Annotated in this window: 13 protein-coding genes; 10 read left to right on the top strand and 3 right to left on the bottom strand. The window is 63.7% G+C overall.

Translation table 11 applies throughout. The features are described 5' to 3' along the window. Window positions 1–11: 11 nt before the first annotated feature. Entirely contained in the window at window positions 12–1,013 is a 1,002-nt protein-coding gene (locus KYK29_RS06685; protein ID WP_254690122.1) for a carbon-nitrogen hydrolase family protein, read from the top strand. Window positions 1,014–1,277: 264 nt separating this feature from the next. On the opposite strand, the gene KYK29_RS06690 is transcribed toward KYK29_RS06685, so the two are convergent. Together KYK29_RS06690 and iolE are read right to left on the bottom strand one after the other, a co-directional pair. Then, on the bottom strand, window positions 1,278–2,213 hold the full coding sequence (locus KYK29_RS06690; RefSeq protein ID WP_254690123.1) for a sugar ABC transporter substrate-binding protein: 936 nt from the start codon (window positions 2,211–2,213) through the stop codon (window positions 1,278–1,280). Window positions 2,214–2,503: 290 nt separating this feature from the next. After that, on the bottom strand, window positions 2,504–3,400 hold the full coding sequence (gene iolE, locus KYK29_RS06695) for a myo-inosose-2 dehydratase (RefSeq protein ID WP_254690124.1): 897 nt from the start codon (window positions 3,398–3,400) through the stop codon (window positions 2,504–2,506). A 211-nt stretch (window positions 3,401–3,611) separates the two neighbouring features. Here iolE and KYK29_RS06700 point away from each other — a divergent pair, with 211 nt between their 5' ends. From KYK29_RS06700 to KYK29_RS06740, 9 genes are all read left to right on the top strand, one after another. Next, window positions 3,612–4,733 carry a Gfo/Idh/MocA family protein gene (locus KYK29_RS06700; protein WP_254690125.1) on the top strand — a complete coding sequence of 374 codons (1,122 nt, stop codon included), beginning with the start codon at window positions 3,612–3,614 and terminating at the stop codon, window positions 4,731–4,733. A 48-nt stretch (window positions 4,734–4,781) separates the two neighbouring features. Continuing rightward, window positions 4,782–5,771 (top strand): Gfo/Idh/MocA family protein, encoded by a 990-nt coding sequence (locus KYK29_RS06705; RefSeq protein WP_254690126.1) that lies wholly within the window; start codon window positions 4,782–4,784, stop codon window positions 5,769–5,771. A gap of 132 nt (window positions 5,772–5,903) precedes the next feature. Then, window positions 5,904–7,340: an NAD-dependent succinate-semialdehyde dehydrogenase gene (locus KYK29_RS06710; RefSeq protein ID WP_254690127.1), complete on the top strand. Its 1,437-nt coding sequence runs from the start codon at window positions 5,904–5,906 to the stop codon at window positions 7,338–7,340. 10 nt (window positions 7,341–7,350) lie between these two features. After that, on the top strand, window positions 7,351–8,166 hold the full coding sequence (locus KYK29_RS06715) for an HpcH/HpaI aldolase family protein (RefSeq protein ID WP_254690128.1): 816 nt from the start codon (window positions 7,351–7,353) through the stop codon (window positions 8,164–8,166). Further along, complete coding sequence (locus tag KYK29_RS06720) at window positions 8,167–9,156, top strand: hydroxyacid dehydrogenase (RefSeq protein WP_254690129.1); 990 nt, start codon at window positions 8,167–8,169, stop codon at window positions 9,154–9,156. Between the two features lie 4 nt (window positions 9,157–9,160). After that, window positions 9,161–10,651: a sugar ABC transporter ATP-binding protein gene (locus KYK29_RS06725; protein WP_254690130.1), complete on the top strand. Its 1,491-nt coding sequence runs from the start codon at window positions 9,161–9,163 to the stop codon at window positions 10,649–10,651. Then, a complete protein-coding gene (locus tag KYK29_RS06730) occupies window positions 10,651–11,667 on the top strand; it encodes an ABC transporter permease (protein WP_254690131.1) in 1,017 nt (338 codons plus the stop codon). Before KYK29_RS06725 ends, KYK29_RS06730 begins: the two co-directional genes overlap by 1 nt. 47 nt (window positions 11,668–11,714) lie before the next feature. Continuing rightward, entirely contained in the window at window positions 11,715–12,662 is a 948-nt protein-coding gene (locus KYK29_RS06735) for a substrate-binding domain-containing protein (protein ID WP_254690132.1), read from the top strand. A gap of 220 nt (window positions 12,663–12,882) precedes the next feature. Further along, on the top strand, window positions 12,883–13,785 hold the full coding sequence (locus KYK29_RS06740) for a MurR/RpiR family transcriptional regulator (protein WP_254690846.1): 903 nt from the start codon (window positions 12,883–12,885) through the stop codon (window positions 13,783–13,785). Between the two features lie 149 nt (window positions 13,786–13,934). Here the strand turns inward: KYK29_RS06740 and iolG are convergent, their stop codons facing one another. Continuing rightward, on the bottom strand, window positions 13,935–14,936 hold the full coding sequence (iolG, locus tag KYK29_RS06745; RefSeq protein ID WP_254690133.1) for an inositol 2-dehydrogenase: 1,002 nt from the start codon (window positions 14,934–14,936) through the stop codon (window positions 13,935–13,937). Between the last annotated feature and the right edge of the window lie 67 nt (window positions 14,937–15,003).

Here is a 15,003-nt window from a genome sequence, read left to right on the forward strand (position 1 = left end):
AGGAGCATCCGATGACCCCCATCAAAGCCGCTGTCGTTCAGGCCGCCCCCGTTCTCTTCGATACGCCCGGAACGGTTGAAAAACTGTCGGTTCTTACCCGCGACGCCGCCGCCCAGGGAGCAGATCTGGTCGTGTTTCCCGAAGCCTTCGTCGGCGGTTATCCGAAGGGTCTCGACTTCGGGGCGCGGCTGGGCAGCCGCACGCCCGAGGGCCGCGAGGAGTTCCGTCGGTATTTCGAGAGCGCCATCGATCTGCCGGGCCCCGAAGCCGCGCGCATCGGTGAAATCGCGCGGGATGCGGGTGTCCACCTCGTGGTGGGTGCCATCGAGCGGGACGGCGGCACGCTCTATTGCTCGACCCTGACCTATGCGCCTTCCGGCAAGCTTCTCTACAAGCACCGCAAGCTGATGCCCACGGCGCTGGAGCGTCTGGTCTGGGGGTTCGGCGATGGCTCGACCATCGGTGTTGTCGATACGCCGATCGGCAGGATCGGCAGCGTCATCTGTTGGGAAAACTACATGCCGCTCTTGCGGGCCGCCATGTATGCGCAAGGGGTCGAACTCTATTGCGCGCCGACGGTCGATGATCGCGATACATGGTTGCCGACGATGCGTACGATCGCGCTCGAAGGCCGCTGCTTCGTCATCTCCGCCTGCCAGTATCTGACGCGCGCGGACGGACCCGCCGACTACGCTCCTGTCCAGGGCGACGATCCCTCGACGGTTCTGATCCGCGGCGGCTCCTGCATCGTCGATCCGCTCGGCAATGTCCTTGTCGAGCCGGACTTCACCGGCGAGACCATCAGGCTGGCCGAGATCGATCGCCGCATGATCGTGCGCGGCAAATACGATCTCGATGTCGCAGGCCACTATGCCCGGCCGGATGTGTTCCGTCTTTCGGTCGACACGCGGCCGAAAATGGCGGTGGAATTCGAGGCGGCAAGACAGACGGGTTCCGCGTCCGAGATGCCTGACGGGGCCGTTTCGCAGGTGGTCGGACAGGGCCTGGATTGAAAGCTTTCGCACGGCGGCGGCCCATGATGCAGCCGGACGGCTATCTCGTGCGTGACACACACCGTCGTCATGCCATCGGCGGCAAGCGAAATCATCGTATCCAATCTTCTGGCTGTTCCATGGAGAAACGAAGGCGCCGGGGGGATCTGACGACGCGAAACGCACGATAGAGCATTTCCGGCGACAACGGGATCGGCGGAAATACCCTATCTTTTTTGTTCGACCCGGTCGAAAAACCGGCTCCGGTTTTTGCGGGAATTGCGCTTAGTCGGCGTTGCGGCTCATGAAATCCTGCATGTTCGCCGGCGTGATGAGTTGGAAGGGGATATAGGTTTTCTGCTCGAAGGGCTGATTCTGGATGATCTTCAAGGCGGTGTCGACAGCGCCGGCACCCTGTCCGAACGCATCCTGGAAAACCGTGACCTCGATCTCGCCGGCCTTCATTGCCGCCAGAACGTCCTGGGAGCCGTCGATCCCGGCAATGACCACCGTATCGAGATCGCGGCCGGCGGCTTTAAGCGCCTGGAGCGCGCCCATCGCCATTTCGTCGGCGTTGGCGATGACGGCATCGAACTCAATGCCGGCGGTTATCCAGTTCGACATCAGGTCCTGCGCCTGGGTGCGCTGCCAGTTGGCGGTCTGCTCCTCCACGATGTTCAGACCCTTGCATTCTTCGGTTGCGATCACGTCCTTGATATCCTGGGTGCGCTGCCGTGCCGCCTGGTTGGAAAGCTCACCCATGATGACCACGACGTCGCCCTTTCCGCCGAGCAGCCGGCAGACTTCCTGTGTCTGGAGCGTGCCGGATTCGACTTCGTTCGAGGCGACAAAAGCCTGATTGGCCGGCAACTCGTCGACGTTGATCGGCTGGCGGTTGACGTAGACCAGCGGAATGCCGGCTTCTTCCGCAATCTTCGAGATGGCGATCGTCGCATCGGTGTCGACGGGATTGACGATGATCGCGTCGACCCCGGAGGCGACGAAATTCTGAACCTGGCTTTGCTGTTTCGACACGTCGTTCTGGGCGTCTTCGATCTGAAGGGTCATTCCTTCCAGCCCGGCAACGTGTTTCTGCATCCCGTTACGGATGACCGTCAGGAAGTTGTCGTCGAAAAGGGCCATCGAAACGCCGATCGTCTCGGCATGAGCCGATGAAAGCATCGTCAGGGACAGGGCGATTGCCGCTGCGTGTTTTTTCATATTGTTCTCCTCCGGGAATGAATGAGACGCCGGCCGATATGGCCGGGTGGGCGACTCGCTGCCGACAGGTGGCGATCAACGGCGCAATGCAAAGTTTAGTGCGATAAAATTAAAATAACAATATTTATTTCATGTCCGAAGAGAAAGCGAAAGGCAGGCTTTCAATTCAGAAAATCATTTGTTTACAAGTGGATAAATATTCCTCTGCAGCGAAAACGACCATCTGCCTTTCATGGAAGAGAGGGGCTTGCAACGATTGTTGCAAGCCCATCATTCCAATTTTGCGGCGATCAAACGACGACGTAGCCGGCGGCAGCCATGACGCGCATCAGTTCCTTGTGGCCGATCCGGGCCATTTGCAGCGGCGGGTTCTTCACCGGATCCTGTTCCGCCTCGATGACGAACCAGCCCTCGTATCCATAGGCGGCGAGGCGCTTTACGATGGCCTCGAAATCGAGGCTGCCGTCGCCGGGAACCGTGAAGGCGCCCTTGATGACGGCGTCGAGGAAGCTTTCGCGCGTGCGGTCCAGCGCCTCGATGACCGGCATGCGGACGTCCTTGGTGTGGACGTGGGTGATGCGCTTGTGATGTTTGTCGATGACGCGCAGGACGTCGCCGCCGGCAAAGGCCATATGGCCGGCGTCGAAAAGCAGGGGGAGGCCTTCGCCGGAATGCTTCATCAGCAGGTCGAGCTCTTCCTCCGTCTCGATCGGCGCGGCCATATGGTGATGATAGGCGATCGGCATGCCCTCATCGGCGCACCATTCGCCGAAGGCCGTCATCTTGCGGCCGTAGACCCTGATCTCCTCCTCGCTCAGCCTCCGTTTCGTCGCCAGCGGTGCGTTGCGGTCGCCCTGGATGGTCCCCGCCGTTTCGCCATAGACGATGCAGGGGGCGCCGACGGCCTTGAACAGCGCCATCTGCTGCGCGATGCGATCCTTCTCCGCTTCGATCTCGCCGTCCAGCAGCAGGCCCGAGAACCAGCCGCCGCAAACCTGCATGCCGTGCGCATCCAGCACCGGTCGCAGGACGTCCGCCTCCATCGGGAAGCGGCGACCGGTCTCCATTCCGGTGAAGCCGGCGTCGCGGGCTTCGGCCAGGCATCCTTCGAGGGAGATGTCGCTGCTGATTTCAGGCAGATCGTCGTTCCACCATGCAATGGGGGCAATGCCAAGTTTGGCTTTCATCCTCGGGCTCCGCTAGGGTGTTGTCGCTCGCGCGGAGTGCGGATCGTTGGCGACGGCCCGACAATGCGTCCTCCCCGCATATCGCCTCATACAAAACAAATATTGACATTTCAATCTATCCGCAAAGATAATTGCGGAAGAGGGTGTTGCGACTCCTCGCAAGGGGCCACAATACCGATCCGAACATCCGCATCCTATCCGGGGACAACACATGAAAAAGACGCTCCGCCTTGGCCTCATCGGCTCCGGCTTCATGGGCAAGACGCATATCTTCGGCTTCGCGGCCGCGCAGCGTGTCTTCGATCTGCCTTACGAGGTTGAACTGGCCTGTATCGCCGATGTGACGATGGCCCATGCGGAGGCGGCCCGCGCTGCTTTCGGCTTCGCGCGCGCCACCGATGACTGGCGGCAGATGGTGGCGGATCCATCCATCGACGTCGTCGATATCACCGCGCCCAACGCGCTGCACAAGGAAATGGCGCTTGCCGCCATCGCCGCCGGAAAGCATGTCTATTGCGAAAAGCCGCTTGCGCCGCTTGCCGTGGACGCGCGCGAGATGGCCGAGGCCGCGGAAAGGGCAGGGATCAGGACCCAGGTCGGCTTCAACTATCTCTGCAACCCGATGCTGACCCTTGCAAAAGAGATGATCGCCGGCGGCGAGCTTGGCGAGATCCGCGGCTATCGCGGTCTCCATGCGGAGGATTACATGGCCGACGCGGATGCGCCCTTCACGTTCCGGCACGACCCGGCCGGCGGCGGGGCGCTTGCCGATATCGGCAGTCATGCGCTTGCGACTGCGGAATTCCTGTTGGGGCCGATCACCCGGGTCATGGGTGATTGCGTCACGATGATCGCCAGCCGGCCGGACGGAAAAGGCGGGGCGCGGCCGGTGATGACGGACGATGTCGGCCGCGCCTTTCTGCGCTTTGCGAATGGTGCGACAGGATCGATCGAGGGCAACTGGATCGCCACAGGCCGCAAAATGCAGCACGACTTCGAGGTCTATGGGACTAAGGGAGCGCTGGCTTTCTCGCAGGAGCGCTTCAACGAACTGCATTTCTATTCGGCCGCCGACGCGAAAGGCCGGCAGGGCTTCCGCCGTATCGAGGCCGGTCCGGATCATGCGCCTTATGGCCGGTTCTGCGTCGCACCCGGTCACCAGCTCGGTTTCAATGATCTCAAGGCGATCGAGGTTGCCGGCTATCTGGAGGCGATCGCCGGTCTCCGGCCGGAGCCGTTCAACTTCCGCGCGGGCTTGCGTATCCAGACGCTGGTGGAAACAATCCAGGCGTCGTCGCGGCAAGGCGCATGGCTGGATGTGGCAGACGCCTGACGGGCGCAGGTGACGCAGGCAGATGCAAGGGTCAGGAAGGAGCAGGGCATGACAACGGTTGGAGTGGGCGTCATCGGCGCCGGTGTGATGGGGGCGGAACATGCGCGCCTTCTGGCTTCGGAGGTTTCCGGGGCACGGCTGGTCGCGGTTGCGGATGCGGACCTGTCGCGGGCGCGGGCGGCGGCCGGCGGCGCGATGGCGACAACGGATGCCGAGGCGCTGATTGCCGCCGCCGATGTCGAGGCGGTGCTGATCGCCTCGCCGGATGCCACCCACCACCGGCTGGTGCTGGCGGCCATTGCCGCCGGAAAACCGGTGCTCTGCGAAAAGCCCCTCGCATCCAATACCGCCGAATGCCTGGAGATTGTCGCCGCCGAGGCCCGGGCCGGTCGTGAACTCGTCCAGACGGGGTTCATGCGTCGCTTCGATCCGGCCTATCGCGAGATGAAGGCCGCGCTGGATGGTGGTGAACTCGGCCGCGTTCGCATCCTGCATTGCCAGCATCGCAATGCGGCGGCGCCGGCGTGGTTCACCGGGGCGATGGCCGTCACCAATTCGCTGGTCCACGAGATCGATATCTGCCGTTGGCTGCTGTCGACGGAATATAGCGCCGTGACCGTCATCCCCTGCCCCTCGGAAGAGGGCGGGATGAGCGATCCGGCCTTGTTCGTTTTCGAAACGGAGACCGGCAGCCTCGTCTCCGTCGAGGTCTTCATGAACGCGGCCTACGGCTATCACGTCCATGCCGAGGCGGCCTGTGCGAATGGAACCGTATCGATGGCGCATCAGGGATTGACCCGCACCCGCCTTAATGGCGCGGAGGCGGGATATTTTCCGCTCAACTGGATTCCGCGCTTCCGCGACGCCTATCGCATCCAGAACCAGGCCTGGATCGATGGCATCCGCTCGGGGGTCCTTCCTGCCGACCGGTCCACAGCCTGGGACGGGCTGGTGGCGACCTGCCTTGCCGAACAGATCGTCGAGGCGCTGGCGACCCGGCAACGGACCCGGCTCGAACTGCCGGCGCGGCCGGTCTGAGGCAGGCGGGGAGCGGATATCCCGTGAAAGCGTTGCGGAATACCCTTGACTTGCAATAAAAATTGCTTTCAATTTACTTCGGAAAATATTCTTGCGGGACGCGGCGATCCGTGCCTGCGCGGAGGAGACGATATGTACGGCTCATACGGTTTGTTCATCGAGGGTGCGTGGTCGGGGCCGGCCGGAGCCACGTCGACGGACGTCGTCGATCCGGCCAGCGGCGAGGTTCTGGGAACCGTCCCGGTTGCCACCGTCGCGGATACGCAGCGCGCCATCGCCGCGGCCGAACGGGCGTTTGGCGACTGGAGGAAGACTGCCGCCTGGACGCGCGCCGACACGCTGCACAGGATCGCCGACGTGATGACCGCCCGCAGCGACGAAGCCGCCCGGCGGATCACGCTGGAGACCGGCAAGCCCCTCGCCCAGTCCGGCCGCGAATGGAGCCTCGCCGTCGACCAGTTCCGCTGGTATGGCGAGGAGGCGCGCCGCATCTACGGGCGCATCGTCGAAAGCCGGGCTCCCGGCGGCCGGCTTGAGGTTTCCCATGAGCCGGTGGGCGTCGTGGCCGCCTTCACCGCGTGGAATTTTCCGGCCGCGCTCATCGCGCGGAAGGTCGCGCCGGCACTTGCCGCCGGCTGCGCGGTGATCGTCCGGCCCTCCGTCGAGGTTCCCGGCGTCGCAATGATCCTGTTCGACTGCCTGCGGGAGGCCGGCGTGCCGGCGGGCGTCGCCAATCTTCTCATCGGCCCCACTGCCAATACCTACCAGCCGATCATGGCTTCGCCGGTGGTGCGCAAGGTCTCGCTGACGGGCTCCACCCGCGTCGGCCAGCAGATGATCCGCGACAGCGCCGAAACGGTGAAGCGCGTCAGCATGGAGCTTGGCGGCAACGCGCCGATGATCGTGTTCGAGGACGCCGATCTCGATCGGGCGCTCGATCTTGCCGTTCCCACCAAATACGCCAATGCCGGGCAGGTCTGCGTCACGCCGGATCGCTTCTATGTGCATGAAGCGCTGCACGACCGCTTCGCCGAGGGCTTTGCCGCCCGCGCCCGCGCCCTGAAACTCGGCCACGGCCTCGACGCGGCGACGCAGATGGGGCCGTTGATCAACGAGCGACGCATTGCCGCCATCGAGGACATCATCGCCGATGCGGACGATCGGGGCGGCCGGATTCTTGCCGGCGGCCGGCGGCCGGCGGAAATGAACGCCGGCTTCTTCTTCGAGCCGACGGTTATTTCCGGCCTGCCGGACGATGCAAAGGCGCTTGCCGAGGAGAATTTCGGTCCCATCGCGGCCATCACGCGGTTCTCGCACGCCGATGATGTCTTCGAGCGCGCCAATGCCTCCGAAATGGGCCTTTCCGCCTATGTCTTCACCCGGGATGCCGGTCGCGCCCGCGAGGCGGCGGAACGGCTGGAAGCGGGAATGGTCGGCGTCAACAGTTTTGCGCTTGCCGCTGCGGAAGCGCCCTTCGGCGGTATCAAGGCGAGCGGAATGGGCCGTGAGGGCGGTACGGAAGGCATCCTCGACTATTCCAACGTCAAACTTGCGCAAATGACCGTCTGAGGAGGCTTTCATGATCAAGAACGGTGTCAAGCTCCGCTGGGCCGAGGGCAAGCCGGTGCTCAACGGCTGGCTGTCCATCGCCAATTCCTTCAGCGCCGAGATCATGGCCGCCCAGGGCTATGATTCCGTCACCATCGACATGCAGCACGGCATCGTCGGCTATGACGGCGCAGTTCCGATGCTTCAGGCGATGCGGGTAAGCGGCGTGACGCCGCTGGTGCGCGTGCCATGGCTCGATCCGGCCGATATCATGAAGGCGCTCGACGCCGGCGCCTATGGCGTGATCTGCCCGATGATCAACACCCGCGCCGAGGCGGAGCGGCTTGTCTCCTATGTCCGTTATCCGCCGACCGGCGTTCGCAGCTTCGGCCCGAGCCGGGCGCTGTTTTCCGCCGGAGCGGGATATGCCGCCGAAGCCGACGACGAAATCATCTGCCTGGCGATGATCGAGACGGCGCAGGCGTTCGAGAACCTCGAGGACATTCTCGCCACGCCGGGACTGGACGGCGTCTATATCGGGCCGGCCGACCTGACGCTCGGTCTTCAGGGCAGGCGTTATGCGCCCGGTTTCGATCGCAAGGAGCCGGAACTGCTCGACGCCATCAAGCGGATCCTCACGGAGGCCCACAAGGCCGGCAAGCGCGCGGCGCTTCATAACGGAACGGCCGCCTATGCCGCGGAAGCGGTCGGCTGGGGCTTCGATCTCGTCACGGTTTCGAACGACGTTCGCCTGCTTGCGGGGGCGGCCGATGCGAGCGTGCGGGAGTTCCGCCGGCTCGTCGAGGACGTGGAGCCCGCCGACAGGATGGATTCGGGAGGATACTGAATGCCGAGGATCCTTGTCGCGGGAAAGATCCACGCCGATGGCCTCGCCGTCCTCAGGAATGCGCCAGGCGTCGAGCTTGATTATGTCGAGGAGGTTTCCTCCGAAAGCTATCGTCCCTATCTGGCCAACGCCGATGCGCTGCTCATCCGCACCCAGCCGCTGACGTCCTCGCATATCGCGGGAGCGCCCCGCCTCCGGATCGTCTCGCGCCATGGGGTGGGGTACGATTCGGTCGATATCGCCGCATTGAACGAACGCAAGATCCCGCTTGCCGTGGTTGGTGACGTCAATTCGCGCGCCGTCGCGGAACATGCGGTGATGCTGATGCTGGCGGCCGCGCGGCGGACGCTGCTCTTCGACAGGAAGATGCGCGCCGGCGACTGGAATTATCGCAACAGCCTCGATGCCGACGAGATCGACGGAAGCACGCTGCTGGTGGTGGGTTTCGGCCGGATCGGCCGCCGGCTGGCGGAAATCGCGACCGCCCTCGGCATGACGGTCATCGCCTACGACAAGTTCCTCGATCCGCAGGTCATCCGTGCGGCGGGCGTCTTCCCGGTCGAAAATCTGCTCGATGGCCTGCGCCAGGCCGATGTGGTTTCGCTGCACGCGCCGAAACTCGGGGCGGGGCCTCTGATCGGTGCGGCGGAACTTGCCGTCATGAAGCCCTCGGCCATTCTGGTGAATACCGCACGGGGCGGGCTGATCGACGAGACGGCGCTTGTCGCCGCGCTCGACGGCGGGCGTCTTGCGGCTGCCGGTCTCGATGTGCTGGCGGATGAGCCGCCACGCCCTGACGATCCGCTGCTCGGTTGCGAAAGGGTTGTGCTTTCGCCGCACAATGCCGGCCTGACGGAAGCCTGCGCGCGACGCATGGCGATCGCCGCCGCCAGCAATATCCTCGATCATTTCAAGGGAACGCTGGATCCGGCGCTGATCGTCAACCGCGCGGAGATCGCGCCGCGCCCGCTGCCGGTGGGAGAGGGCTGACGCCATGAGCCTGCTGGCCTTCCACGCGATCGCCAAATCCTACGGCAAGGTGCCCGTTCTGAAAGGGATAGACCTTGTCGTCGAGCCCGGCGAGGTCCTGGCGCTGGTCGGTGAAAACGGCGCCGGGAAATCCACCCTGATGCGGATCGCCGCAGGCCTTGCCGCGCCGACCGCCGGCCACGTCCTCCTCGAAGGCAAGCCCGCGCCCGTCACGCTGGAGGCGGCGGAAGAGGCGGGCATCGTCATGGTGCATCAGGAGTTCTGCCTCGCCCCGCATCTGACCGTCGCGGAGAACGTGTTTCTCGGGCGGGAGCCGGTGCGCGGTCTTTTCATCGACCGCAAGGCGATGGAAGCGGATGCACGCCGGCTCCTCGGCGAACTCGGCTCGTCCGCGCCGGTGCGCGCGCGACTGCGCGACCTTCCGGTCTCGGACTGGCAGATGATCGAACTGGCCAAGGCTTTTGCCCGCCGGCCGAAGCTCATTCTCATGGATGAGCCCACCGCGGTCCTGTCGGCCCGGGAGGCCGATCAGCTTTTTGCGCGGGTTCGCGCCTTCCGGCAGGCGGGCGGGGCGGTCATCTTCACCTCCCATCGTCTCGATGAGGTGAAGGCGATCGCCGACCGGATCGCCGTGCTGCGGGACGGGCAGATCGTGCGTGTGGAGAAGGCGGCGGATATTTCCGAGCACGAGATGGCGGAATCGATGGTCGGCCGGCCGCTGTCGGAAATCTATCCGCCCCGCCGGGGCGCGGGGGAGGGTGTGCCGATCGTCGTCGTCGAGGGGCTGACCTCGCCCGGGACGGTCACCGATGCGACCCTGACGATCCGCGGCGGTGAGGTGCTCGGGATTTCCGGCCTCGTCGGCTCGGGGCGAACGGAACTCTTCGAGGCGCTGCTCGGCCTGCGGCCGGCCCGCTGCCGCAGCTTCGCCCTTCGCGGACAGGCAAGGCGCCTGCCGTCGGCCCGCGAGGCATGGGGCCTGCGGCTCGCCTATCTGACCGAGGATCGCAAGGGCAAGGGGCTGCTGCTCGGCAAGTCCCTGGCCGAGAATGTGGCGCTGACGCGCGGTGCGATTTCCGGCGCGGCCTGGATCGATTTTCCGGGGGAACGCCGCGATCTCGAGGCTGCGGTGGAGCGCTACGATATTCGCGCCGGCCGTCTCGACACATCCGTCGGCGCGCTGAGCGGCGGCAACCAGCAGAAGGTGCTGATCGCCAAGACGCTGGCCATCGAGCCGGATCTCGTCGTCTTCGACGAGCCGACGCGCGGCGTCGACATCGGCGCAAAACAGCAGATTTACGAGATCGTCGCCTCGCTGGCCGCCGCCGGCAAGGCGGTGGTGGTGATCTCGTCGGAAATGCAGGAAATCGTCGGCCTTTCGGATCGCGTTCTCGTCATGCGCCGCGGGCGCATAACGGGCGAACTGACCGGAAACGCCATCAGCGAAAATGAAATCATCCGCTTTGCGATGGGCCTGCACGAGGAGGCAAGCTAATGTCCGACGTCACCGCAAGGCCCGCCGAAGGCGGAGCCGCCGCCCCGGCCCGCAATCTCGTCGGGTTTCTGGAATCGACCGGCCCGCTGATTGCGCTTATCCTGCTGATGGTCATCGGTTCGCTGATGAGCGATAGTTTTCTCGGCGCGGAAAATCTCTCGAACGTTTTCACCCGCAGCGCAATTATCGGGATCATCGCGGTTGGCGCCACCTTCGTCATCACGGCGGGCGGACTGGACCTGTCGGTCGGGTCGCTTTCGGCGCTCGTCGCCGGCGTGACGATCCTCTTCCTCAATGCCGCAGCACAGGCGCTCGGCGCCAACTGGATGCTGATTGCGGTCGGCATCGCCTTTTCCCTGCTCCTCGGCGCGGCCGCCGGTCTGCTGAACGGGGTGATGATCGTGAAAGGGCGGGTCGAGGCCTTCATCGTCACCCTGGGCGCGATGGGTATTTTCCGCTCTCTCCTCACCTGGCTTGCCGATGGCGGTTCCATCTCGCTCGACTTCTCGTTGCGCGATGCCGCGCGGCCGATCTATTACGGACAGGTCTTCGGTATCGCCGTGCCGATCCTGGTGCTTCTGGCGATCGCCGTCATCGGCGAACTGGCGTTGCGCCGCATGCGTTTCGGCCGCCATGTCGCCGCCATCGGCTCCAGTCGCCACGTCGCGCGCTATTCGGCCATTCCCGTCAACCGCGTCCGCATCCTGACCTATGTGATCCAGGGTGTCTGCGTCGCCATCGCCACGGTCATCTATGTGCCTCGCCTCGGCGCGGCCACGCCTTCCACCGGGCTGATGTGGGAACTGGAGGCCATCGCGGCCGTCATCATCGGCGGAACGGCGCTGAGCGGCGGCTTCGGCCGGATCTGGGGCACCATCGTCGGGGTTCTGATCCTCGGCTTCATCGGCAACATTCTCAACCTGACGGGCTTCGTCAGCCCCTATCTCAACGGCGCGTTCCAGGGCGCGATCATCATCATCGCCGTTCTTCTGCAACGGGACCGTTTGCAGGATTGAGCGGGATGCCGATTTCCCTTTTTGCATGTTCAACCGGAGGAAGTGCAGTGTTTGACAAAATGAAAGCAATCGTAGCCGCGGGGGCGCTCGCCATCGGCGGCTGGGCGACGCCCTCTCTTGCAGCCGACGCCCTTATCGGCGTTTCGATCCCTGCGGCCACGCACGGATGGACGGGCGGCCTCAACTATCACACCAAGCGGACGATCGACCGCATGAAGGAAGCTTTCCCGAATGTCGATTTCGTCCTGGCGACGTCGTCGAGCGCCACGCAGCAGGTCAATGACATCGAGGACCTGCTCGCCCGCAACATCAACGCGCTCGTCGTCCTGCCCTTCGAATCGGATCCGCTGACGGAGCCGGTCAAGGCCGCCAAGGCCAAGGGCGTCTTTATCGCCACCGTCGACCGCGGGCTTGCCGAGGAAGGGATCGAGGATCTCTATGTCGGCGGCGACAATCCGCAATATGGCACGGCCGCCGCCGAATACTTCAAGGGGAAATTCCCCGACGGCGGCAAGATCGTCGTGATGCGTGGCATTCCGACAGCCATCGACAATATCCGCATCGAGGCCTTCAACGAGGCGCTGAAGGATACGAAGATCGAAGTGCTCGACATGCAATATGCCAACTGGAACCCGGACAAGGGTTTCGAGGTGATGCAGGACTATCTGCAACGCTTTCCCGAGATCGACGGCGTATGGGCCGGCGATGACGATGCGGCGCTCGGCGCGATCGAGGCGATCAAGCAGGCGGACCGCAAGAACGTGGCGGTGCTCGGCGGTTCCGGCATGAACAAGGTCATCAAGCTGGTGATGGACGGCCATGACATGGTCGATGCCGATATCTTCTATCCGCCGACCCTGATCATCCCGGCGATCGAACTGGTGACGATGAAATACGCCACCCAGGCGCCGATCAACGGCCGTTACGTGCTCGGCAGCCCGCTGATCACCAAGGACAACGCCGCTGAATACTACTTCCCCGACGCTCCCTACTAAGGGGTGCCGGACCGGTGCGCCCTCCTTGGGGGCGCACCCTTTCGTGGAAGTTCCCCGCCAGTCGCCTGCGCGGCTCCTCCGCTTCCTCGGCTTCACCGTTGCAGCTTTTGCCTTTCTGCAATACTGCACTGGGGAACCGATGCTGGGCCGCCGATGGTAAGAGCTGTCGAAGCGGCTTCAAGGGGAACGAAATCCGGAAGTGGAGACCATATTGCCCAGGGTGAAACAATCCGAGCAGCCGCCGCCGCGGACGGCCAATTACGAGACTTTCGTCAATCTCGTCACGGAAGCCTATCCGAACCTCAGTGATCGCTTCCAGCAGGTCGCACGTTTCATCACGCAGAATCCGAACGTGGTGGCGATGCAGTCGATCAATGCGATTGCCGAGCAATGCGGCGCGCATCCCTCGATCCTCGTGCGCTTCGCGCAGCATTTCGGCTATTCCGGCTTCAAGCAGCTCCAGTCCGTCTTCCAGAGCCGGCTGTCGACCGCAGCGCCCGGTTATCGCGAGCGCATCAGCGCGCTCGATGTCGATCTGGAAAAGACCAAACGCAAGGGCAACCTCGGCTTTCTTCATGATCTGGTGGTGCGCGATATCGCCACCTTGCAGGAACTGCTGAATTCGACGACCGAGGAAAGCCTCGCGCAGGCCGCACGCGCGCTCAAGAACGCCAATACGATCTTCATCACCGGCCAGTTGCGTTCAGAGCCGATCGCGAAATTCCTGCGCTACGTGCTTTCGATGCTGCAATGCCGCGTCATTCTCCTCGATCCGGCCGGCGGGCTGGCCTCGGAAATGGCGCAGGTGATGAACAAGAAGGACGTTCTGGTCGCCATCGCCTTCCGCCATTATGCCAAGGAAGTGGTGACGATCGCCGACGTGGCCGCCCAGAACGGTACGCCGCTGGTGGCGATCACCGACAGCCAGTTGTCGCCGCTTGCCAAGAACGCCAGCGTTCTCTTCACGATCCCGGAAGACGAATATTCGTTCTCGCGCTCGCTTGCCGCGCCGATGTGCCTGACCCAGGCGATCGCGGTGGCGCTTGCCGCCCTGTTGCAGGACGACAAGAAGGGGGCCCCGCAGATTCCGACCGTAACCGGCAAGCAACGGCGAAAACCCTAAGAGCATTTCCAGCAAAAGTGTGCAGCGGCTTTGCGTCCGGAAATGCGGCTGAAACAAAGAAATTGAGCGGTTCTGCCGATTCTGTGAAAAACGGAACCGCTCTGGAAAAATACCCGCCGGACTTCTCCATGCGGCGGGTATCGGTCGTTTCAACCGAGGATTTCGGCGACCTTCACGAAACGGCCCTCGGCAAGCGAGCGATTGGCCGCTTCGGCAAGCGCCAGCGATTTCTCGCCGTCTTCAAAGGTGGCGTCCGGCGTGCGGTTTTCCGCGACGCAACGCAGGAAGGATTGGAGCCCGAGGGTGAAAGCCTCGGCGTAACGCTCGACGAAGAAGTTGAGATAGGGTTCGCCGGCTCCGGTCGTGGTCGCGTCGAAGCGCTCGAGGTGATGGGCTCGCCGGTTGCCGGAGATCACCATGCCCTTCGAGCCGAAGAGCTCGACGCGCTGGTCATAGCCGTAGGCGGCGGCGCGGGAATTGTTGATGTGGCAGAGTTTGCCGCTTTCGGTGCGCAGGACGACCATCGCGGAATCGATATCGCCGAGTTCGGCGAGCGTCGGATCGACAAGCGCGGCTCCGGTGGCGAAGACCTCGATCGGCTCTTCTCCCAGCATGAAGCGGGCGAGATCGAAATCGTGAATGGTCATGTCCTTGAAGATGCCGCCGGAGACCTTGAGGTAATCGCGGGAGGCAAGTCCGGGATCGCGGGAGGTGATGACCACCTGCTGCAAGTCGCCGATTTCGCCGGCGCGGGCCGCGTCACGGGCGGCGCGATGACCGGGATCGAAGCGCCGGTTGAAGCCGATCTGGATCGGACGGTCGAACCCCTTGATCGCCTCGCGGCAGGCTGCCACTCTGGCCAGCGAAAGATCGATGGGCTTTTCGCAGAAGATCGCCTTTCCGGCGCTGGCCGACGCTTCGATCAGGTCCGCATGGGTGGGCGTCGAAGTGGCGATGAGCACCGCGTCGGCAAGCGCGATGGCCTCCTCGGCGCTGGCCGCGACCTTGCAGTCGTAGAGGCGGCCGATCTCGTCGGCGGCGGCGCCGACGGGATCGTAGACGGCGGCAAGTTCGGCGTTTTCGGCTCGAACGATGGTCGCGGCGTGCATTTTTCCAATGCGCCCGCAACCGAGCAAGGCAATCCTGATCATCCTTGTCCTCCGGGATATGATCGCGTGTATGCAAAAAAAGTTGCTAATTTTATTTTTCCTCAATATT

Source organism: Shinella daejeonensis (genome assembly GCF_024281235.1).
Classification (GTDB): domain Bacteria; phylum Pseudomonadota; class Alphaproteobacteria; order Rhizobiales; family Rhizobiaceae; genus Shinella; species Shinella daejeonensis.